Genomic DNA, 22437 nt, shown 5'->3' on the forward strand with positions numbered 1-22437 from the left:
GGGGCTGGGGCGTCCCTTTCGTCTTCTGGTCGCCGTGCTGTGGCCCGGCGAACTGGACCCCGCGATGCAGCTGTCACACCGCGTTATCGTTCTTCGCCGGCAAGCCTGGCTCCTGCAGTCGATTCCTCCCGCTTAACAAAAGATAACGTCCCGTTCGTTGTCAGCCCTTCACAAACACCGATAGGATGGCTCCCAGCTATTGCGGGGCTCTGGAACACGGTTTTTGGCAGTACCTGCAAATAGATTGACCCAAATAACAAAAAACCGGGGGACAGATCTATGACCGAGCCGTTCATGGCAGGTACTGGCGGCGCACTGCGCGTGCGCCCATGGGCAATGGCCGCCAGCGGTGCGCTGTTGCTGGCAATGGGGCTTTGGGCCAACACGGTCGAGGCGGCAACGCCGACGGCCCAGGTCTACTCCACTGAATCGGCCAAAGCCGAAAAAAGCCTCATGCTCGACGTGACGCATGCGGGCAATCGCCTGGTTGCTGTCGGCGATCGCGGCCATATCCTCTTCTCTGATGACCAGGGCAAATCCTGGACCCAATCCAAAGTCCCCACCCGGCAACTGCTGACGGCGGTGTACTTTGTCGATGACAAACATGGCTGGGCTGTTGGCCATGACGCACAGATCCTCGTCAGCAGCGATGGCGGTGTGACCTGGACCAAGCAATTTGAAGACCTGAAACGCGAAGCGCCGTTGCTCGATGTCTGGTTCAAGGACGCCAGCAACGGCTTTGCCGTCGGCGCTTACGGCGCACTGCTTGAAACCTCTGACGGTGGCAAAGACTGGGCCGACGTCAGCGACCGCCTGGACAACGAAGACCAGTTCCACCTCAACGGCATTGCCCAGGTCAAAGATGCCGGCCTGTTCATTGTCGGCGAGCAGGGCAGCATGTTCCGCTCCAGCGACGACGGCCAGACCTGGCAGAAGCTTGAAGGCCCATACGAAGGCTCGTTGTTCGGTGTGATCGGTACGGCGCAACCGCACACGCTGCTGGCCTATGGCTTGCGCGGCAATCTCTACCGCTCCACCGATTTTGGTGACAACTGGCAGAAGATCGAACTGAAGGCAGCGCGCGGGGCCCTCGAATTTGGCCTTGCAAACGCTACGCTACTGGATGATGGCACCGTGGTACTGGTCGGTAATGGCGGCAGCGTATTGCGCAGCAGTGACGACGGCCAGACCTTCAGCATCTATAACCGCTCCGATCGCATCGCCCTGGCGGGCGTCAGCGGGCAGGGCGCAGGGGGCCTGGTGCTGGTGGGCCAGGGTGGTGTGCATCTGGCTTCGGCCCAAGGCGCCGAAGGAGTGCAGCCATGACGCATCAGGAGCAGTTCAATATGAATCAGCAGCAGCACCATCAGGACAAGGCGACGCTGCTTGAGCGTCTGATCTTCAACAATCGCCCGGTGGTGATCCTCATCTGCCTGCTGGTCAGCGTCTTCCTGTTCTGGCAGGCCACGCAGATTCGTCCCTCGACCAGCTTCGAGAAAATGATCCCGCTTGAGCATCCCTTCATCGAGAAGATGCTCGAACACCGCAACGACCTGGCCAACCTCGGCAACACCGTGCGCATTTCGGTGGAAGCCACCGATGGCGACATCTTCAGCAAGGACTACATGGAGACCTTGCGCCAGATCCACGACGAGGTCTTCTACATTCCGGGCGTCGACCGTTCCGGGCTCAAGTCGTTGTGGAGCCCCAGTGTGCGCTGGACCGAGGTGACCGAAGAGGGCTTTGCCGGTGGTGAAGTGATCCCCAACACCTACGACGGTTCGGCAGACAGCCTCGATCAATTGCGTAACAACGTGCTGAAGTCCGGGCAGGTTGGTCGCCTGGTGGGCAACAACTTCAAGTCGAGCATTATCGATATCCCGCTGCTGGAGTCTTACCCGGACCCGCAGGACCAGAGCAAGCTGATCAAGCTCGACTACCAAAAGTTCTCCCACCAGTTGGAAGAAAAGATCCGCGACAAGTTCCAGGCTCAGAACCCCAATGTGAAGGTGCATATCGTCGGTTTCGCCAAGAAAGTCGGCGACCTGATCGATGGCCTGATGATGGTGGCGATGTTCTTTGGTATCGCCCTGGTGATTACCTGGGTGCTGCTGTACTGGTTCACCTGGTGTATCCGCAGCACCATCGCCGTGCTGATCACCACGCTGGTGGCAGTGGTCTGGCAGCTGGGGCTGATGCACGCGGTGGGCTTCGGGCTTGACCCGTACTCGATGCTGGTACCGTTCCTGATCTTCGCCATCGGTATTTCCCACGGGGTACAGAAGATCAACGGTATCGCCCTGCAGTCGAGCGACGCCGACAACGCCCTGACCGCTGCGCGCCGTACTTTCCGTCAACTGTTCCTGCCGGGGATGATCGCCATCCTCGCCGACGCAGTGGGGTTCATCACCCTGCTGATCATCGACATCGGCGTGATCCGCGAGCTGGCCATCGGTGCCTCCATCGGTGTGGCGGTGATCGTGTTCACCAACCTGATCCTGCTGCCGGTAGCGATTTCCTACGTCGGGATCAGCAAGAAGGCCATCGAGCGCAGCAAGAAAGATGCGACCCGCGAACACCCGTTCTGGCGTCTGCTGTCCAACTTCGCCAGTGCCAAGGTGGCACCGGTGTCTATCGTGCTGGCGCTGCTGGCCTTCGGTGGCGGCCTCTGGTACAGCCAGAACCTGAAGATCGGCGACCTTGACCAGGGCGCGCCCGAGCTGCGTCCGGACTCGCGCTACAACAAAGACAACAGTTTCATCATCGATAACTACTCGACCAGTTCCGACGTGCTGGTGGTGATGGTCAAGACTCCGACTGAAGGCTGCTCGGTGTACTCGACCATGGCGCCGATAGATGAACTGATGTGGAAAATGGAAAACACCCCGGGCGTGCAGTCGGCCATCTCCCTGGTCACCGTCTCCAAGCAGATGATCAAGGGCATGAACGAGGGCAACCTGAAATGGGAAAGCCTGTCGCGTAACCCGGACGTGCTCAACAGCTCCATTTCCCGTGCCGATGGCCTGTACAACGCCGACTGCTCGCTGGCGCCGGTACTTATCTTCCTCAACGACCACAAGGCCGAGACCCTGGACCGTGCGGTCAACGCGGTGAAGGAATTTGCCAGCACCCACAACAAGGAAGGCCTGGAGTTCTTGCTGGCAGCGGGTAACGCCGGTATCGAGGCGGCCACCAACGAAGTGATCAAGTCGGCCGAGCTGACCATCCTGATCCTGGTGTACATCTGCGTGGCGGTGATGTGCATGATCACCTTCCGCTCGTTTGCCGCGACCCTGTGCATTGTCCTGCCGCTGGTGCTGACCTCGGTACTGGGCAACGCCCTGATGGCCTTCATGGGCATCGGCGTCAAGGTCGCGACCTTGCCGGTGGTGGCCCTGGGCGTGGGTATCGGCGTGGACTACGGCATCTACATCTACAGCCGCCTGGAGAGTTTCCTGCGCGCGGGCATGCCGCTGCAGGAAGCCTACTACCAGACGCTCAAGTCCACCGGCAAGGCGGTGTTGTTCACCGGCCTGTGCCTGGCCATCGGCGTGTGCACCTGGATCTTCTCGGCGATCAAGTTCCAGGCTGACATGGGCTTGATGCTGACGTTCATGCTGCTGTGGAACATGTTCGGCGCCCTGTGGCTGTTGCCGGCGCTGGCGCGGTTCCTGATCAAGCCGGAAAAAATGGCAGGCAAGGAGAGCAAGTCGATTTTCGCCCACTGACGAAGAGGGCAGCTTCAAGCGTCAAGCCGCGAGCGGCAAGTGGGGAGGCCTCACTTGCCGCTTGCAGCTTGGGGCTCAGCGCTTACACTGTCGCTCTTTGTTTGTTGATGGCGACGCCCGATGACCACCCTTTCCCACGTCTTGCAATCCTGCGACATGCTCCTTGTCGACGGTTTGCATGCCTTTGACTTCACCTACGACGATACCGGCCTGCACATCGAGTGCATGGACGGTCGTGCCCTGAAAAAATGGTCGTTCAGCCCGGAACAGATCGCTGCGGCGCGTGCCGAGGGTGAAGACTGGTTGATCGCTGCCGACACCGCCGAGCATCGACTAGTCTGTATGAGTGCCTTTCGTGCACCGGACGAGGATGACGATGAAACGCCAGCTGACGACCCTGCTGATCGCTAGTGCCATGAGTGTGTTTGCTACCGCCCACGGCGCGCAGTTGCTGGTGGGCAGCTACACCGACGGTGCCAGTGAAGGTCTTTATCGCTACACGTTCGACAGCGATAGCGGCCAGATCGGCACTCCGCCGCTGCAGGTGCTGAAGAGCGATAACCCGTCCTGGCTGACCGTGTCGTTTGACCAGAAGCTGCTGTTTGCGGTCAACGAAAATGGTGCGGGCAAGGGCCACGCCAGCAGCTTTTCCATCAGCGCCAAGGACTTCACCCTCAAGCCCCTCAATCAGGTCAGCAGTGCAGGCGACGAACCCACGCATGCCAGCCTCAGCCATGACCAGCGTTACCTGTTCGTGGCCAATTACGGTGTGCAACCGACACCCGGCGGCAGCCTGAGTGTGCTGCCGGTCGCCAAGGACGGAAAACTCGACGCCTCGGTGCAGCAAGACCAGCACAAGGCCAGCGGTGCCAATCCGCAGCGCCAGGCCGGGCCCCATGTGCATTCGGTGGTGTCATCACCAGATGGGCATTACGTGTTTGCCAGCGACCTCGGGGCGGACAAGGTGTTCGTCTACCAATACGACGGCGCCAGCCCCAAGCACCCCCTGAGCCCTGCCAAAACGCCTGCTGTTGATCTGCCGCCGGGCAGCGGACCGCGGCATCTGCTGTTCAGCAAGGATGGCAAGCATGCTTACCTGACGCTGGAAATGAGCGCGCAGGTCGTGGTCTTTGATCATGAAGATGGCAAATTGACCGAACATCAGCGCCTGCCGTTGACCGAACAGAACGATGCTTCGGCCAAAGCCGCTGGCGCCTTGCACCTGTCGCCCGATGGTCGCTTCCTGTATGTGAGTAACCGCGGTACGGCCAATGAGCTGGTGGTGTTTGCGGTGGATGACGACAGCGGCAAGTTGATGCAGGTGCAGCGCCGTAGTGTCGAGGGCGACCATCCGCGGGAGTTCACCATCGATCCGACGGGCAAGTTCCTGCTGGTGGCCAACCAGAAGAGCAACGAAATCGTGGTCATCCGTCGCGATCCGCGTAGTGGCATGCTCGGTGAAACAGTGCAGAAGCTGGCCCAGGATGCGCCGTCCGATCTCAAGTTTCTCGATTGACTATCAATCGCCTCGATAATAGCTACTGCTGCAATGAATTTCTGTGCGCCGCGTGAGCGGCGTACGTTTGAACCACGGCCGGCAACGGCCACTTCAAACCACAGACTTCGAGGTCAGCGCCATGAACTTCAATCTCTTCCCCGTCATTGCCGCTTCTGCCATTTCTGCTTCGGTGGCATTGCCTGCCCATGCGCAGGTTGAAATCAGCGAGCGTAAATCCTCCACCCTCAGCTACACGCAAAAGTACCTGCAACAAAGTGCCAATTTCTACGCGGCGCTGGACCACAAGTCACAGCACTGAGACGTGTAAATATTCTGGTAATGGCATACCGCCATGTGATTGAATTTGACGCTAATTTATTGACACTTGTCCTTAGGGGATAAAGACATGAAATGGCGCATCCTGGCGGTACTGCTGTTCCTTTATTCTTCGCCGATTCTGGCGCTGTAATCTGTTGCCGGTGCTGGCTGCAACCGTCTGCGACCGCTACGCGGTCGATCGCAGGCTGTCGCCAGCTCCTACAGTCAACGCGCCATGATTGCCTTGAACAGCGCCGACTCCAGCCAGCCCTGCAGCCACACACGCAGGTGCGGGTAGGGTGCGCTGGCGAACCAGTCCGGTTCGACTCCGGCGAACTGGCGCATCAACGGCAGCAACGCGGCATCGGCCAGGCTCGGGTGATCGGCGAACAGGTAGGGAGTTTGAGCCAGTAAGCCCTCAAGCTCCTCCAGCCAGGCTTGCGCCTGATGGCGATAATCCTCACGCGTATGTTGCGGGTAGCGCTCGGCGTATTTATAGAGGTTGACCTGGGCCTTGAAGTCGCGGTCATTGCGCCCGATCAGCACATCGGCGGCTTGCGCTGCCAGCGGATCGGCACGCAGTAGCCAGTCCTGCGGATCATGCCGGGCCAGGGCCCAGCGCATGATGTCGAGGCTTTCATCGAGGACCTGACCGTCCGCACTCAACACCGGCACCGTGCCTTTGGACGACAGCGCAAGCAGCTCGGGCGGCTTGGCCTTGAGGCTGACTTCGTGAATTTCCACCGTACACTCGCTGTAACGCAAGGCCAGGCGCGCGCGCATGGCCCAGGGGCAGCGACGGAACGAGTAGAGAATCATCCGCTGACCTCCACCGAGCTCAAACCATTGCCCTGACGGCGCACCTGGATCTGTACCGGGATGCGTTCATGCATTTCCTGTACGTGGGAAATCACCGCGACCTTGCGTCCTTGAGCCTGCAGGCCATCAAGGGCGTCCATAGCCAGTTGCAGCGACTCCGGATCAAGGCTGCCAAAACCTTCGTCGATAAACAGTGATTCGATACGCAGAGTGCTCGAGGCCATCGACGCCAGGCCCAAGGCCAGGGCCAGGGACACCAGGAAGGTTTCGCCACCGGACAGGGAGTGCACCGAGCGCAGCTCGTCGCCCATCTCGGTATCCAGCACCAGCAGGCCAAGCAGGCTGCCGCCGCGCTTCAGGCGATAGCGGCGGGCCAGCTGACGCAGCTGGGCATTGGCGTGATGCACCAGCAAGTCGAGGTTGTAGCCCTGGGCGATCTTGCGGAAGGTGTCACCGGTGGCCGAACCGATCAGGGCATTGAGGCGTGCCCAGCGCTGCCATTCGCCGTGGGCCTGGGTGATCTGTTCGGCCAGGGCCTGGTTGGCCTGCTGGCGACGCTGGTCATCGGCCTGCTCGGCACGCAGTTCGGCGCAGTGTTGCTCGCTGGTGGCGAGTTGACCTTGCAGGACCTCGAGTGATTGCTCCAGCTCATCTTCCGGTAACTCGAGCGTTACCAGGGCCTGGTGCTGGTCGAGGCGTTGCTGACGCTCGTTGAGTAGCACCTGTGCTTGTTCCAGGGCCTTGTCGCTGTCTTGCAGGCGTTGGCGCAACTGGGCAACGGCGTTGTCATCGAGGGCGAGCAATTGTTCCAGGCCGCTGTCATCCAGTTCGGGGTGACGCTGGCGCCACTGCTCGATCTGCGTACGAACCTCGCTGTGCTCCTGTTCAAGCGCGATCAATCGCTCGTCCTTGGCCTTGAGGTCGGTTGCCAGCTCGATCAGTTGCGCCTGGGTTTCCTGCAACTGCCGGACCTTGAGTGCTTCCTGCTGGCGCGCCTGCTCCACGGCCTGTTCCAGGTGCAGTTGCCACTGTTCGGCGCCGGCGTGCTCGCCAAGCAGGCCACTGAGGCTGACCTGAGTGCTGTGTTGCTGGTGCTCGCGTTCGATGAGCTGCTGCTGCAGTTCCTGGTGCTTCTGCACCCGGGCCTGTTGCAGTACTTGGGCCTTGTCCAGCGCCTGCTGGCGCTCACTGTGTTCGAGTTGTTCGTCCTTGTGGCGTTGTACCAGGTCCATGCGTTGCGCCAGTTGCTGGTCCAGGCGCAGAAAGGTGTCCGTCGGTTCGCGACGCAGGTCATCCAGCACGTCGGCCGGTAACAGGCTGGCGAAGCTCGTTAGCTCCTGCTCCAGGCGTTGCTCGTCACTGTCCAGCGCTTGCTGTTGCTGAGTCAGGTGCTGGCTGGCCTGCTGGCCGGCTTCGATCGCCGCCTGCAGTTGCTGTTGCAGGCGTGCGGCGTCTTTTTGCAGGGTCAACAGGGCGTTCTGGCGCTGTTCGTCGCGGCTGATGTCATCGGCCAGGCGACGCTCCTGCAGCTCGAGCCAGCCCACTTGCTGACTGCTGTCCTGGCCAGTCAATTGCGCAAACAGCGGCTGTGCCTGCAGGCTCGGGGCCAGGCGCTGGAGCTGCTCGGTCAACTGCTCCTGCTGGTGCAGGTACTCCTTGATCTGGCCGTTGACACCACCCAGCTGGGTGCGCAGTTCGTCGAGCTGCTTTTTCAGCGCATCGACCTGTTGCTGGGCATTTTGCTCTTCATCCTGATCATGGCGGCCCAGGCTCTGCAACAAGGCTTCGGGCTGATGATAAGGGTGCTCCTGGCTACCGCAGACCGGGCAGGGCTGGTCGTCCTGCAATTGCGCGCGCAGTTCCTCGACGCTCTGGCTGCGCGCCAGGCGCTGGCGTTCCAGCAGTTGCCGGGTGACGTTCAGCGCCTGTTCGGCGGCGGTCAGCTGGCTCTTGCCGTTGAGGCCTTCACTGATCAGTTGCTCGCGCTGTTTGAGCGCCGCTTGCTGGCGTTCGCGCAGAGTCGTCAGGCGCAGCTCGAGGTCCTGCTGCTGGTGCCAGAGGCGGCTCAGGTCTTCTACCTGGCGTTGCTGCTGGCGGTTTTTTTGCAGCAGCTCGCCCAGCAGGCCGATCTGTTCGGCGAGGGCCTCGGGCTCGGCCTGGGCTTCGTGATAGAGCAGGGCAATGGCAGCGCGCTGTTCGTCCAGTGCGGCGTTTGCCTGCTGGGCACGTGCCTGCAGGCCGGGCAGTTCGGCGCGCCCCTGGTTCAGGCGGTTGCCCAGCTGCATCAGCTGTTGCAGGCGGTCGCGGTACGCGCTCCAGGCGTCGCTCAGACCTGCGAGTGCAGCGCTCTGGGTGAGTTGCTCGCTGATCTGGCCGAGGCGCGTTTGCGTCAGCTGTTGCTGTTCGGCCAGGTTCGCCAACTGCTGCTGGCCTTCAGCGCTGGCCTGTTCGGCTTGCTGCTTGAGCGCGGCACAATTGGCCAGTTCCTGCGACAGGCGGGTCAGATTGCTCTGCTCGGTAAACGCCTGGCGCAGCAGGGGCACGCGTTCAGCCTGCTGGCTCAGGGCCTCGGCCAGCGCCTGATGCGCCAGTTGCTGCTCGGTTTGCAGCTGGTGCTGTGTTGTCTGCAAGGTGTCGTGTTGCTGGCGTTGCGCGCTGATGCTGGCGGCCAATGGCGAAAGCTGGCTGCTCAGGGTCTGCAGGCGCGCAAACTGATGGCGTTGCGGCGCCAGGTGTTCAAGGCGTGCGAGGTTCAGGCGTTCGCCCTGCAGGCTGTCGCTGTGCTGCCGGGCACTGTGCAGCTGTTCGTTGCTGCTGTGCACCTGGGCTTGCAGTTGCTTGAGCTCGGTCAACCAGGCGCGTTGCAGTTCGAGCTGACGCAATCTGGCCTGTTCGCCTTTGAGTTGCTCAAGCGCCCCGGCGTAGCGCTGGTCGAGCTCGGCACGCGCTTCGGGGGCCATCGGCATGACCCCCGCCGCTTGGTCCTGCAGGGCCTTATGGGTGTCTTCAGCCTCTTTGCTTTTGCTGTAGGCACGACGCCCCAGCTGGCTGTAGATCGCCGTGTTGGTGAGTTTTTCCAGCAGTTCGCTGCGGTCTTTGTCGTCGGCCTTGAGAAAGGCGCTGAACTCGCTTTGGGCCAGCATTACGGCGCGGGTGAACTGCTCGAAATTCAGGCCCAGGCAGGCTTCGATCAGTTGCTTGTATTCGCCCTTGCTCTGGTTGCTCAGCAGTTGGTCGCTGTCCAGGTCATGCAAGCTCTGGCGGCTGCCTTGCAACTTGCCATTGGCTTTGTCGCGGGCACGGTTGGCTTCCCAGCGCGCGCGGTAGCGGCGGCCATCGATGCCGACGAAATCGACTTCGGCAAAACCACTGCCGGTACCGCGGCGCAGCAGGGTCCGGGGGTCGCTGGTAAGGATCTCGCTGTCGACTTCCGGCAGTTTGGTTTCCCGGCCAATGTTGCTCAAGCGCGGTACGGCGCCGAACAGGGCCAGGCACAGGGCATCGAGCAGGGTGCTTTTGCCTGCGCCGGTGGGGCCGGTAATGGCAAACAGGCCGGCGCTGGCCAGCGGTTCGGCGGTGAAATCGATTTCAAACGGGCCCGCCAGCGAGGCCAGGTTTTTCAGGCGGATGGCGAGAATTTTCATGGCTGCTCCTCTTGCTGCTGAACGTCCTGCAACAACAGGGCGAAGTCGGCCAGGGTCTGTTCATCCACGGCGTTGCCGTACGCCTGGGTCCAGGCGCGGCTGAACAGTTCCTGCGGGGTCATCTGGCCCAGCTCCATAAAGGTCGCATCATCGATCGCGTCACCTTCGCGGTTGCCGGCGTATTCGGCGCCGATGCGTACTAGGCGCACGGCCTTGCCCTGCAGGGCGCTTTCCAGTTGCTGGCGCAGATCGGGCAGCGGTTCGTCCAGGTGTACCCGTACTTCCAGCCATGGCTGGCGTTGTGGATCTTCGAGCAGGTCGACCACCGGCAGGTCGGCCAGTTGCTCCAGTATCTCTGCCAGTGGCGCCGGCCCCAGGCGTTGCAGGTGCACGGCACGGGGAATCAGGCGTGATTCGACGCTGGTCAGGGTGCTGCCGTCGAGCTCGATTTCGAGGATCTGGTGCGGGTAGGCGATTTCCGAGAACGACAATGGAATCGGCGAGCCGCTGTAGCGGATGCGCTCCTCGCGATTGACCCGCTGCGGCTTGTGCAGGTGACCGAGGGCGACATAGCTGATGTCTTTGCTGAACAAACTGGCGGGCAGCGCTTCGGCATTGCCGATGATCAGGCTGCGCTCGGAATCCTCCGATACCGAACCGCCGGCCATGTGCGCATGGCTCACGGCGATCAGCGCCTGTCCGGGTTTGCGCCGTTCCAGGGCGGCTGCGATCAGGCGTTCATGGACTTGAGCGATACCTTGCAGGTAGTCGTCGCCGAGGTGAGCGCCGGTGACCTCGGCCGGGCGCAGGAAGGGTAGGGCCAGGCACCAGGCAGTCACTTTGCCACGGGCGTTGGTCAGCGGGATCAGCAAGCGCTCGCTATCCAGCACGCCGTCATCCAGCCACTGCACCCGGCCCAGGGCGTGGGTACGCAAACGGCGCATCAGCGGTGCCGGCAGTTCGATGCGCGAGCCCGAATCGTGGTTGCCGGCAATCATCACGATGTTCAGCTTCGGCTGCTGCTCGTGGGCCTGGACGATGAAGTCGTAAAGGCGCTCCTGCGCTTTGACCGGCGGGTTGACCGTGTCGAAGATGTCGCCGGCAATCAGCAGCGCATCCGGTTGGCGCAGCTTGAGCTGGCCAAGCAGCCAGTCGAGAAAACAGGCGTGTTCGAAGTCGCGTTCCTGGCCGTGCAAGGTTTGTCCCAGGTGCCAGTCGGAAGTGTGAAACAGACGCATGAAGGGTTCCGCAGATTGCCGGCGTAACGCGCAGGGCGTCACGCCTTGAGGTTATTTGGGGTACAGCGGTGGCAGGCTGCCGTTTTCGCTTGCGGCCGGCAGAATCTGTTCCGCCGCCGGGATGGTGCCGATGGCACGCCAGAGTTCATCACCCTGCCAATAGTGCCCGCTTTCGCTGTAGAGGGCACCGTTGAGGCCATCCAGGGCATCGGACAAGGGGATGAAACGGGCGGCCATTTCGGCCAGGGTTTCCGGTTGCTGGCGCGCCCAGGCGTCCAGGGCCTGGCGCGTAGCCTGTGGATCGTTGGCCTGGCAGGCGCGCTTGAGGTCGTCCAGCAGGGTGCGTGGGCTGGGGCCGGTTTGCGCGGCGCGCAGCACCGCCGGTTGCGAACGGGCGCGCCACCACAAGGCAAAGCCGAGCAAGGTGGTCAGGGCAAAGATAAAGGTGCTCAGTTGCCAGGGCCAGAGCGGGCGCGTGGTGATGCTGACCGGGTCGATATTGGCCGGTTTGTCGGCGCTCAGGGCCGGGTTGTCCTGAATCTGCAGGCTGCGCGCCGGCAGGCTGCTGTGTTCGAGGTGGTCTTCGCGGGTGTTCCACCAGAAAACTTCCTGAACCGGTAACTCCAGTGTGCCGCTGTGGGTCGGCACCAGGGCCTCGCGCTCTTCACGTACACCCAGCAAGCCGCGGTCGTTGACCTGATTGCGCAATTGCGGCTGGTCCGGGTACCGGCGCAGGCCCGTTACCTCGGTCGCAGGTAGCGGGGGTAACTGGGCGCTGGACAAGCCTTCGGCCTGAAGTGTCACGGTACGGGTCAGGGAGTCGCCGATCTGGGTTTGCTGCTCGGCCGGGTCGGGGCTCCAGTGCTCTTCCAGGGTCAGGCTGCTGGTGGGGAGCCAAGGCGCATTGGCGGGGTAGTCGGCGGGAATCGGGTTGACGGTCAGCACCAGTGGCGTGGAGCTGACGCGTACCTGCTTGCCTGCCCGAGGCGTGTTGAGTTCCTGCTCGGCATCGTTCTGGGCGGCGGTGGCAGTGAATGTCAGGGCCGGGATGGTCAGGTCGCCGCTTTGCTGCGGGTAGATCGCGTAGCGCATTTCAATGACGCCGTGGCGCACGCCGTCGATGTCTTTCTCGAAGGTGCGCGATTCGCCCAGAGGCTCGACTTTGGCATTGTCGATCTGCAACGGGCTCAGGCTGCTGTCGTCGTACAGCGGGACCGAGTGATAAATGCTCAGGGTCAGCACGGCTTGTGCCTGCACATAAACCTCGGGTTGGTCGAGGCTGGCATCAATGAACACCGGGCCATGGTTTTCGCTGCTGGCGTCCTGGGTGAGTATCTGCAGGCTGATCGGCTCGCTGCGCAGATCGCCGATCTGCAGGGCTGGAATCTCCACGCTGCCGCTTTGGCGTGGCAGCAAGGTGATGATCCAGCGGGTTCCGGCGCTGTTCTGTTCGCCGACGTTGTTCAGGCTGTTGACCTGGCGGGTGTCACGCACTTCGAAATTGGCGTCCAGCGGGCTCAGGTCGGGCTTGCCGAACTGGGTCACGTCTTCGGTCTGCAGGGTCAGTTCAAGGGTTTCGCCGGCGTTCAGGCGGGTACGGTCGACGCTGGCGCGCAGCACGGCGGCCTGCACCTGCAGGCAAATGAAGAGGCTGAGCACAAAGACGCAGACGCGACTCATCGATGGGGTTCCTGATGTTGTTGCTGTTCGTACCAGAATTTACGCCGCAGCAGCTCCGCCGGGTTGTCCGGAATCTGCCGCAGCCATTGCTCCAGGGCCTGGCGTTGTTCGGCATCCAGGGTACTGCCTTGCGGGCGTTGGGGCGGTCGGGTGGTTTCTTCATCATCGCCGTTGCCGGCCAGTTGCTGCGCCTGTTCGCTCGCGGCGTTTTCGTCCTTGCTGGCGTCGCTGGGTTGCTGCGCCGATTGCTCGCGGGTTTCTCCCTCGGCACGCTGGGCACTGCTGTTGGCGTCGGTCTGGGCGTTGCTGTCGCTCTGCGGGTCGTCCTTGGGCGGCTGCTCGGCCTGTTCGGCCTGACGCTGTTGCAGCACCTGTTCAACCAAGGCCTTGTTGGCCAAAGCCACCTGCAGCTCCGGTTGCAGCTCCAGGGCCTGCTCATAGGCATCAATCGCGGCTTCAAGTTCCCCGCTGCGGGCCAGGGCGTTACCCCGATTGTAGTGGTCGGCGGCGCTGCTGCCTTGCGCAAACAGCCGCGCGGCGCCGTCGTAGTCTCCCGCCTGATAGAGCGCCACACCTTTCCATTGGCGGTGCTGGAAATGCTCGGCGGCCTGGTTCGGGCGCTGTTGTTCGAGCAGGCGCTGGCCTTGCTGGTCTGGGCGTAGCCACAGGTCATTGAACTCGAAGGCATACACCGGTTGCGGCAGCGCCAGCAACAGCGGCAGGCAGAACAGCCAGCCGCGTCGACCGGCACAGGCGGCCAACAGCAGCAGGGGCAACAGCAGCCAGTAGCCCTGGTCTGCCCAGCTGTCGAGCTGCAGCGCCTGGCCGTCTTCACGCAGGCTTCTGGGGTTGTCGAACAGGCGCAGGCCGCGCAGGTCGAGGTCATCGATGCGGGCGTTGCGGTAGCGACCGCCGGTGCTGCTGACAAAGGCCTTGAGGCTGGCGCTGTCCAGACGCGGCATGAGGATGCCACCCTGGTCGTCCTTGAGAAACTCGCCATTGGCCTGTTTGACCGGCGCACCTTCAGCCGAGCCGACACCGAGCATCAGCAAACCGGGACCCTGTCGGCCGAGCGCCTGTTTGATGCCTTCGCGTTCCTGAGGGCTCAAGGACGAGCCGATCAGCAGCAGGCGACCCTGGCCCAGGCCCGCCTGAGCCAGCAGCGCCAGGCCTTTGCGGACGGCAAGGTCGGCGCGCTGGCCGGCCTGGGGCATGATCGACGGGGTGAGGGCCTCGAGCAGGTTGCGGCTGGTCGCCAGGTCGTCTGACAGCGGCACCAGGGTGTGGGCACTGCCGGCATAGACGATGATTGCGGTCTGACTGTCGCGGCGATGTTCGAGCAGGTCGAGTACCTTGCGTCGTGCCTGCTCCAGGCGGGTCGGCGCGGCATCCTCGGCGAGCATCTGCGGGGTCAGTTCGAGCAGGATCACCAGTGGGTCGGCGGGGCGCTGGCGAGTTTCTTCCAGGCGCTGCCAGCTGGGGCCGACCAGAGCCAGTACGGTCAGCAGCCAGGCCAGGCCGAGGGCGATCCACGGTAATTTACTGTCGCGGCCATTGCCACCGCCCAGCAGCACGGCATGGAAACTGGGGGGCAGGATCATCTGCCAGCGCCCGGCGCGTTTTTGCCGGTGCCACAGTTTCCACAGCAGCCAGGCAAGCAGCGGCAGCACAATCAGCCAGGCCGGGCGTAGCCATTGCGGCCAAAGGGCAATCATCGGCGTTTCCTCAGGCGCAGGCGCTTGAGCCGTTCACGCCACTGCCAGTGCGGCGCCAGGAAGTGCGGCTGGCGCAGCAGGCGTTGCAGGGGATTGTCCGGCCATTGTTCGCGCGCCACCAGCAGCAGGCTGAGCAGCAAGGCCAATGCCAGCGGCCAGCTGTACAAAGCCTGGGCCGAACGTGCCTGGGTCGGTTGCTGAGCCACCGGCTCGAGGCGGTCGAGTGCTTCGTCGATGGCCTGGAGTTCTTCGCCGTCACGGGCGCGGAAATAGCTGCCGCCGGTCTGTTCGGCGATTTCCTTGAGCGAGGCTTCATCCAGGTCCAGGCTCGGGTTGATTCCGAGCAAGCCGGCGTTGCCGGACGCCTGCGGGTCGGCACCGATGCCGATGGTGTAGATGCGCACGCTTTCCTGGGCCGCCAGGCGGGCTGCGGTCAGCGGGTGGATCTGGCCGCCATTGTTGGCGCCGTCGGTGACCAGCACCAGCACCCGGCTCTGTGCCGGGCGCTGGCGCAGGCGTTTGAGCGCAAGGCCAATGGCATCGCCGATGGCGGTGTTCTTGCCGGCGATGCCGACCTGAGCTTCGTCGAGAAAGGTGCGCACCGTGCGCCGGTCAAAGGTCAGCGGCGCCTGCAGGTAGGCCTGGCTGCCAAACAGGATCAAACCGACACGGTCACCCTGGCGCGCCTCGAGGAAGTCGCCAAGCAGCGCTTTGACCAGGGTCAGACGGCTGACTTCTTCGCCTTGCCACTGCATGTCGGGAAAATCCATCGAGCCGGAGACATCCACGGCCACCAGCAAGTCACGGCCGCTGGCCGAAACCGGCAGCGGTTCGCCCAGCCACTGCGGTCGGGCGGCGGCGCACAGCAACAGTAACCAGACCAGCACGAAGGGCGCCTGCTGGCGCCAGGTCGGCAGGTTCAGGCGCGCGCGGCGCCCGGCCAGGCCTTCCAGTTCGTTGAGGAAGCTGACTTTGAGCACCGGTTCGCCGCTATCGGCAGCCGGCAGCAGCAGCCGCGCCAGCCAGGGCAGCGGCAACAACAGGAAAACCCACGGCCAGGCCAGTTCAAACATGTTTGCGGATCCAGGTGTCGACTGCCTGATAGAGCCCGGCAATAGCTTTGTCGTCGAGCTTGCATTCAGGTTTGTAGGCGCCTTCGACCAGCACCATCCAGCGGGTCAGGCCGGCAGCGGGGCAACGGTTGTCGAGAAACGCCAGCCACTGGCGGCCATTGAGTGTATGGCTGTGGCTGCCGGGGTAATGGTTACGGCACAGGCGTTTGAGCAGGGCGTTGATTTGCTGCAACCAGGCGCCGGCCGGTTCACCGTCATAGGGCTTGGGCAGGCGTGCCAGTTCAGCCAGGGCTTCGATGCGGATCGGGTCCAGTGGCAGTTCGGCGCGCACAATCGGCTTTTTGCCGGGTAGCCAGTGGCGCAAGCGCCACAAGCCCCAGCCCAGCACCGGCAGCAACGCCAGCAGCAGCCACCAGCCAGGTGCCAGTGGCCACCAGCCGATGGGCGGCGGGGTGATCAGTGGCTGCAGTTGTTCCAGTTCGTTCACGGGGCTTTCCCCGGTCGTTGCGCGTTGAGGTATTCGCGCAGTTGCTCGATCATTTCGCTTTGGGTGCTCAAGGGCATCAGCACCACCCGCAGTTTTTGCGCCAGCAACTCCCAGCGCTCGATGCGGGCCTCGCTCTGGTGACGGTAGCTGCGGCGCAGGGTGGGGTCGAGGGTATCGAGCTCCAGTTGTGCGCCGTGTTGGGCAAAACGCAGCAGGCCGGCCGCTGGCAGGGCATGGTCAAGCGGGTCGGACAGCGGCAGCAACAGCAGGTCGCAATGCCTGGACAGCAGGCTCAGCTGTTGTTCAACCGCAGGCGTCAGGGCGCGCTCGTCGCAAATGATGATGGCCAGGCTGCCGGGGCGCAGTACTTCGCGGGCGCGGCGCAGAGCCAGGCCGAGGCTGTCGGCCTGGGGCTGGGCTTCAGTGTGCAGCGACTGGTTGACCCGGGCCAGGCGGTTGAGCAACTGCAACAGGCTTTGCTTGCTGCGTCGGGGTTTGATTTCATAGTGCTCGTTGTCGCCGAACACCAGGCCGCCGATACGGTCGTTATGACCCAGTGCGGCCCAGCCGATCAAGGCGGCCGCCTGGGCGGCGAGCACCGACTTGAACATCAGCCCGGAGCCGAAGAACAGGCGCTGGCTCTGCTCGACCAGAATGAAAATCGGCCGCTCGCGTTCCTCATGGAAGAGCTTGGTATGCGGTTCCTGGGTACGTGCCGTTACTCGCCAGTCGATGTTGCGAACGTCGTCGCCGGCCTGGTAGACCCGCACCTGATCGAAATCGACCCCGCGCCCCCGCAGTTTCGAGTGGTGCAGACCCACCAGCGGGCTGCGCTGGCCGGGCCGGGAGAACAATTGTACTTCGCGGACGCGATGGCGCATTTCGATCAGCTCGGCGAGGCTGATGCGAATGCCGGGTGCGGCCAGCAGTTGCTCGGGCATGGCGTCAGGCGACAGCGACGACGTCGAGGATGCGCTGAATCACCCGGTCCTGGTCGATCCCGGCGGCCTCGGCCTCGAAGGACAGAATGATGCGGTGGCGCAGTACGTCAAACAGCACTGCCTGGATATCTTCCGGGCTGACGAAGTCGCGCCCTGCCAGCCAGGCGTGGGCCCGTGCGCAGCGGTCCAGGGCAATGGAGCCGCGTGGACTGGCGCCATAGGCGATCCAGTCGGCCAGTTCCAGGTCGAACTTGGCCGGGGTACGAGTGGCCATCACCAGCTGGACCAGGTATTCCTCCACCGCATCGGCCATGTACAGGCCGAGGATTTCCTTGCGCGCGGCAAAGATCGCTTGCTGGCTCACCCGGCGCTCGGGCTTGGCTTCGCCATTGAGTGCTTCGCCACGGGCCTGCTGGAGAATACGCCGCTCTACCGATGCGTCCGGGAAGCCGATTTTCACGTGCATGAGAAAACGGTCGAGCTGGGCTTCAGGCAGGGGGTAGGTGCCTTCCTGCTCGATGGGGTTTTGTGTGGCCATTACCAGGAACAATGGCGACAGCTCATAAGTGCTGCGCCCGACACTGACCTGGCGCTCGGCCATGGCTTCAAGCAGGGCTGACTGGACCTTGGCCGGAGCCCGGTTGATTTCGTCGGCGAGCACCAGATTGTGGAAGATCGGCCCCTGCTGGAACACGAAGCTGCCGGTTTCCGGGCGGTAGATCTCGGTACCGGTGATGTCGGCCGGGAGCAGGTCGGGGGTGAACTGGATGCGATGGAATTCGGCTTCGACACCTTCGGCCAGTTCCTTGATGGCCTTGGTTTTGGCCAGCCCGGGGGCGCCTTCGACGAGCATGTGGCCGTCGGCCAGCAGCACGATGAGCAGGCGCTCGACGAGTTTTTCCTGGCCAAGGATCTGGGTGGAAAGAAAGGTGCGCAGCGCGATCAGTGCCTCACGGTGTTCCATCGATGAAGGTTCCTGGACTAAGGCCAGGGCGTGCGGCGTAAAAGCGCCCGGGCAGGGGATGACACTTTAATCTATCCGGGGCCCTGGCGACTAACGGCGACACGTAATTTTGTGCGAATAACTGGCGTGCCGGTCAATCCGCTTACAGGTCTGCGGTGCACCCAAACTTGTAGGAGCGTGGCTTGCCCGCGAAAAAAGATGACGCGGTGCATCAGGGGCCCCGCGGTGCCTGGTTCGCCGGCAAGCCTGGCTCCTACAGGTGATCAGTTCTTGAAGCTTGAGTGCTTGCGGCCCTGGTCACACAGGGCGAACACCACCACCAGCACCGCCGCTACCGCGAGGATGACTGCCACACCGTCGGTGGAGTGGGTGGTGGAGCTTGCAACTAGCGCCAGGCCGCCCAGCGGTGCCAGGCCACCGGCCACGGCGGTACCGATCTCGCGGCCGGTACCGAAGCCCGAAGAGCGGGTCTGGGTCGGGAACTGACGGCTGAGGAACGAACCCTGCGGGGCAAACATCATCGGCGCCAGGAGGCCGGTACCAATTGCGATGGCCAGGTAGATCATCATCGGTTCGCCGGTGTTGAGCAGCGCCAGGAACGGGTAGGCGAACAGCACCGAAAAAATCCCGCCAAGCATCAGCACGGTCTTGCTGCTCCACTTGTCGCACAGCCAGCCGAAGAACGGCACGGCGATGATCGCCACCAGGCTGGCAATGGTCACCGACAGCGACGTGACATGAGCTTCAACACCTTTGTACTGGGTCAGGTAGGCCAGTGAGAAAGTCTTGAAGATGTAGCTCAGGGCGTTGTAGCCGATGGCCACGAAGAACACCACGGCCAGGCCTTTGAGGTCGTTCTTGAACAGCAGTTTGAGCGGCGACACCTGGGCTTTGCTCGGGGTTTTGTCGAGCTCTTTGAAGTCCGGGGTTTCCGGGATGCTTCTGCGTACCCACAGGCCGACGGCAACCAGCACGATGCTGCAGATGAACGGGATGCGCCAGCCGCCCGAGAGCAGGAAGTCGTTGCCGTTCATGGTCAGCACGTAGACGGTTAGCGACGACAGCAGCAGGCCCAGGTTCAGGCCCAGCGCCGGCCAGGCACCCTGGCTGCCGCGCTTGCCTTCGCTGGCATGCTCATAGGAAGTGACGGCTGCGGCGGAGAGTTCGGCGCCAGCCCCGAGGCCCTGAATGATTCGCACCAGCACCAGGATGATCGGTGCCCAGATGCCGATGGAGGCGTAGCTGGGGATCAAGCCGATGACGGTGGTGCACACGCCCATCAGGCAGAAGGTGATGACCAGCACCTGTTTGCGGCCGAAGCGGTCGCCCAGGTAGCCGAACAGGATGCCGCCGAAGGGGCGGGCGATAAAACCGATGGCGAAGGTGGAGAACGCCAGCAGCGAGGCCACGGCCGGGTTGCTGGGGTCGAAGAACACCTTCGAGAAGACGATCGCCGCCATGGTGGCGTACAGGTAGAAGTCATACCACTCCAGCATCGAGCCGAAGATAGTCGCAGCAGCAACCTTGCGCAGGCGCTTTTTAGTCTGTTCCGGGGTTTCTGTCGCGGCCACGGCCGCCTCATGTACCGACATCGGAGGTTTCCTTTTTGTCTTTGTAGTTATGGTGTGCAGCAGCGTTTCAGCGTGTCTTGAAGATCCTGTCGGCGATCATCTGGCCGATCGGGATCGCCGAGGTGGCGGCCGGCGAGGGGGCGTTGCAGACATGCACCATGCGTGGCGTCTCGGCGAACAGGAAGTCGTGGACCAGGGTGCCGTCGCGCATCACCGCCTGAGCGCGGATGCCGGCTTCGTAGGGCAGCAAATCTTCGATGTTCAGGGACGGGCAGTACTTGCGGCATTGCTCCAGGTAGCCGCCCTTGAACAGCGAGTTCTTCATTTCGGTGGTACCGGAACCCAGGTTGGCCCAGATGGTTTTCCAGAACCCGGGGAAGCGCGCGTACTCGGCCACGTCGCGCCAGTTCACCGAGAACTTCTTGTAGTTCTCACGGCCCAGGCCCAGTACGGCGTTGGGTCCGACGGTCACGCTGCCGTCGATCATCCGCGTCAGGTGCACGCCAAGGAACGGCAGTTCCGGGTCGGGGATCGGGTAGATCAGGTGGTTGACGATGTCATTCTTGCTGGCCGGCAGGCGGAAGTATTCGCCGCGGAAGGGGATGATCTGGTGATCGATCTTCACCCCCGCAAGCGCCGCCAGGCGATCCGATTGCAGGCCGGCGCAGGCTACCAGTTGACGGGCCTGCCAGACCTTGTCGTCGCTGCTGATGGTGACGCAGTCGCCGCTTTCGACAATCGCGCGCACGGTGGTCGACAGCTGCAGTTCACCACCGGCGGCCTGGATGACCCGGGCCATGGCCTGGCACACCTGTTTGTAATCGACGATGCCGGTGGCATCGAGGAACAGGCCACCCAGGCCAACGATGTTCGGTTCACGGCGTTGCAGTTCGGTGGCATCGAGGCGCTCGACCTTCAAACCGTTCTGCTGCGAACGCTCGTACAGTGCATGCATGCGCTGGACTTCCAGCGGTGTGGAAGCCACCAGCAGCTTGCCGCAGACATCGAACTTGATCTTGTGCTCGGTGCAGAACGCCTTGGTGGCTTCGGCGCCGCGCTTGCACAGGTCGGCCTTGAGGCTGCCCGGGGCGTAGTAGATGCCCGCATGGATGACACCACTGTTGTGCCCGGTCTGATGCCGGGCCAGGCTCGCTTCCTTCTCCAGGATCAGTAGCGAGGCACCGGGCTGGCGCTCCAGTAGCGCCATGGCGGTGGCGAGGCCGACGATGCCGCCGCCGATGATGCAGTAGTCGTAAATCATGCAGGTGTCACCTTGGTTTGTTCTTATCAGAGAGTCTGCTTATCAGGTTGTCAGACTAAGTAGGTCAAACAAAAGGGCGCTCTATACAAGCGCCCGCTAATACGTGCACATCAAGGGTTCAATCGATGCTTGGCAATTCCAGTTTCAGGCGTTTGGCCGATGCGCGCAGGTGTGCCTCGGCGCAAGCGGCGGCAGCGTGGCGATCGCCATCGGCGATGGCCTGGTACAGCGCCTGGTGCTCGCGGTTGGCATCCGCCGAGCCGCCCACCGAGTGCGCGGCGGAGTTTTCCCAGGCGGTCTTGCGCGCAGCGGCCAGTTGACCACGCAGGAAGTCGTGAAAGGCCACGAAGTAATCGTTTTTGCTGGCGTCGGCGATGGCACGGTGGAACTCGACATCGGCAGCCGCCGCAGCAGCAAAATCACTGCGCTTGTCGAGCATCTCCTGCAGGGCCTTGTTCATCCGTGCCAGGTCCGCGGCGTCGCGGCGCTGGGCGGCCACCGAGGCAGCCTGGGTTTCGATCCACAGGCGCACTTCGAACATCTGCACCAGGTCCGGGCGCCGGCCCTGTCCCTGGGGAAAGCGAAACACGGTGCCGGTCGGCGTCTGGGAAATGTATGAACCCAGGCCGCGGCGGGCAATCAACACACCATCGGCCTTGAGCTGGGCCACTGCCTCGCGCACCACCGAACGGCTGACGTTCAGCTGTTCGGCCAGTTGCTGTTCAGTGGGCAGGCGCGATTCGGCCGCCAGGCGTCCGGAATCGATCTCTGCACGGATGGCACCGACGACGCGTTCGACCAGCGTGTCAGGGCGCTGAAGCTCAAGCATGGGGTATTGCTCATTAATCAGGTTGTCAGACAATGCCTTCGAGGCGGCCTCTTGTCAAGAAACCGCCAACACGTCTACAGCTCGCTGACGTAGGTACCCGTGCCCTTGAGGATGTTCTGCAGGGTTTCTTCGACCTCGGCAAAGTCGGTGCCGTCGCTGCTCAGGATGATTTCCAGGTGATCGTCGCCACCCAGCGCGTCGGCATCCAGTGGCGCCACCTCGACCAGCAAGCGGGTTTTGCTCAGGGTGACCTTCAATCCTTCGACGGGGGCGTAATGGTCGTCGAGGGTGATGTCCACGCGATCTTCGTCCGGGTAGCGGGTCATGAGGAACATCTGGCCCTTGTCGCTGTGGCAGCACAAGGTGGCCATGTTGTCTTCTTCATCATCGCAGGGGGTGGCGAAGAGCAGGGCGGTGGTCAGTTGCATGAGCGGCTCGATAAATAAGTTGAAACACGATTCTGCCAGTCTTCGGCGCCTGGATAAACGAGGACCTGCACCTCAATGACCGAATATGTCGCAGCACCGCAAGCAGGGGCGGGCGGGGTCTCGTTAAGCTGCGCTGTCGATGGTCACCCGTAAAGACACAGCGCCGTGCGGCGCAGTCGTTTTTGCAGATGCCCATCTTGGGGACGGGGTATGTGACTCATGAGTCGCGTTTTGCACCCGTTC

General features: G+C 62.8%; 18 protein-coding genes. 5 read left to right on the forward strand and 13 right to left on the reverse strand.

What is annotated here, in order from left to right:
* Positions 1-279: 279 nt before the first annotated feature.
* From I5S59_RS05980 to I5S59_RS06000, 5 genes are all read left to right on the forward strand, one after another.
* On the forward strand, positions 280-1326 hold the full coding sequence (locus I5S59_RS05980) for a WD40/YVTN/BNR-like repeat-containing protein (protein WP_197875804.1): 1047 nt from the start codon (positions 280-282) through the stop codon (positions 1324-1326).
* Positions 1327-1346: 20 nt separating this feature from the next.
* Positions 1347-3728 carry an efflux RND transporter permease subunit gene (locus I5S59_RS05985; RefSeq protein WP_197875963.1) on the forward strand — a complete coding sequence of 794 codons (2382 nt, stop codon included), beginning with the start codon at positions 1347-1349 and terminating at the stop codon, positions 3726-3728.
* Positions 3729-3848: 120 nt separating this feature from the next.
* On the forward strand, positions 3849-4139 hold the full coding sequence (locus tag I5S59_RS05990) for a DUF5629 family protein (protein ID WP_197875805.1): 291 nt from the start codon (positions 3849-3851) through the stop codon (positions 4137-4139).
* Positions 4105-5244 (forward strand): lactonase family protein, encoded by a 1140-nt coding sequence (locus I5S59_RS05995; protein WP_197875806.1) that lies wholly within the window; start codon positions 4105-4107, stop codon positions 5242-5244. Before I5S59_RS05990 ends, I5S59_RS05995 begins: the two co-directional genes overlap by 35 nt.
* Before the next feature lie 121 nt (positions 5245-5365).
* Positions 5366-5545: a hypothetical protein gene (locus I5S59_RS06000; RefSeq protein ID WP_038616324.1), complete on the forward strand. Its 180-nt coding sequence runs from the start codon at positions 5366-5368 to the stop codon at positions 5543-5545.
* Positions 5546-5769: 224 nt separating this feature from the next.
* On the opposite strand, the gene I5S59_RS06005 is transcribed toward I5S59_RS06000, so the two are convergent.
* The 13 genes from I5S59_RS06005 to I5S59_RS06065 all read right to left on the reverse strand — a co-directional run bounded on the left by I5S59_RS06005 (position 5770) and on the right by I5S59_RS06065 (position 22194).
* Positions 5770-6363, reverse strand: coding sequence for a glutathione S-transferase (locus I5S59_RS06005; protein WP_197875807.1), 594 nt, complete (start codon positions 6361-6363; stop codon positions 5770-5772).
* On the reverse strand, positions 6360-10007 hold the full coding sequence (locus I5S59_RS06010) for an AAA family ATPase (protein WP_197875808.1): 3648 nt from the start codon (positions 10005-10007) through the stop codon (positions 6360-6362). The genes I5S59_RS06005 and I5S59_RS06010 overlap by 4 nt, the downstream gene beginning before the upstream one ends.
* The gene (locus I5S59_RS06015; RefSeq protein WP_197875809.1) at positions 10004-11245 is read right to left on the reverse strand and encodes an exonuclease SbcCD subunit D C-terminal domain-containing protein; all 1242 of its coding nucleotides are present in this window, start codon (positions 11243-11245) and stop codon (positions 10004-10006) included. Before I5S59_RS06015 ends, I5S59_RS06010 begins: the two co-directional genes overlap by 4 nt.
* Positions 11246-11296: 51 nt before the next feature.
* Positions 11297-12925 (reverse strand): BatD family protein, encoded by a 1629-nt coding sequence (locus I5S59_RS06020; protein WP_197875810.1) that lies wholly within the window; start codon positions 12923-12925, stop codon positions 11297-11299.
* Positions 12922-14640 carry a vWA domain-containing protein gene (locus I5S59_RS06025; RefSeq protein ID WP_197875811.1) on the reverse strand — a complete coding sequence of 573 codons (1719 nt, stop codon included), beginning with the start codon at positions 14638-14640 and terminating at the stop codon, positions 12922-12924. The genes I5S59_RS06020 and I5S59_RS06025 overlap by 4 nt, the downstream gene beginning before the upstream one ends.
* A complete protein-coding gene (locus I5S59_RS06030) occupies positions 14637-15713 on the reverse strand; it encodes a vWA domain-containing protein (RefSeq protein ID WP_197875812.1) in 1077 nt (358 codons plus the stop codon). The genes I5S59_RS06025 and I5S59_RS06030 overlap by 4 nt, the downstream gene beginning before the upstream one ends.
* Entirely contained in the window at positions 15706-16200 is a 495-nt protein-coding gene (locus tag I5S59_RS06035; protein ID WP_197875813.1) for a DUF4381 domain-containing protein, read from the reverse strand. The genes I5S59_RS06030 and I5S59_RS06035 overlap by 8 nt, the downstream gene beginning before the upstream one ends.
* Positions 16197-17141: a DUF58 domain-containing protein gene (locus tag I5S59_RS06040; protein ID WP_197875814.1), complete on the reverse strand. Its 945-nt coding sequence runs from the start codon at positions 17139-17141 to the stop codon at positions 16197-16199. Before I5S59_RS06040 ends, I5S59_RS06035 begins: the two co-directional genes overlap by 4 nt.
* 4 nt (positions 17142-17145) lie before the next feature.
* Positions 17146-18105, reverse strand: coding sequence for an AAA family ATPase (locus I5S59_RS06045; protein ID WP_045187310.1), 960 nt, complete (start codon positions 18103-18105; stop codon positions 17146-17148).
* 263 nt (positions 18106-18368) lie between these two features.
* Positions 18369-19697, reverse strand: a complete 1329-nt coding sequence (locus I5S59_RS06050) for an MFS transporter (protein WP_197875815.1) — start codon at positions 19695-19697, stop codon at positions 18369-18371.
* A gap of 46 nt (positions 19698-19743) precedes the next feature.
* Positions 19744-20937 carry an L-2-hydroxyglutarate oxidase gene (gene lhgO, locus I5S59_RS06055; RefSeq protein ID WP_128326081.1) on the reverse strand — a complete coding sequence of 398 codons (1194 nt, stop codon included), beginning with the start codon at positions 20935-20937 and terminating at the stop codon, positions 19744-19746.
* Positions 20938-21055: 118 nt separating this feature from the next.
* Positions 21056-21766 carry a FadR/GntR family transcriptional regulator gene (locus tag I5S59_RS06060; RefSeq protein WP_128326082.1) on the reverse strand — a complete coding sequence of 237 codons (711 nt, stop codon included), beginning with the start codon at positions 21764-21766 and terminating at the stop codon, positions 21056-21058.
* Positions 21767-21840: 74 nt separating this feature from the next.
* Complete coding sequence (locus I5S59_RS06065; protein WP_128326083.1) at positions 21841-22194, reverse strand: hypothetical protein; 354 nt, start codon at positions 22192-22194, stop codon at positions 21841-21843.
* Positions 22195-22437: the final 243 nt, after the last annotated feature.

Source organism: Pseudomonas alkylphenolica (assembly GCF_016009175.1).
In the GTDB taxonomy this organism is placed as follows: Bacteria; Pseudomonadota; Gammaproteobacteria; order Pseudomonadales; family Pseudomonadaceae; genus Aquipseudomonas; species Aquipseudomonas alkylphenolica_B.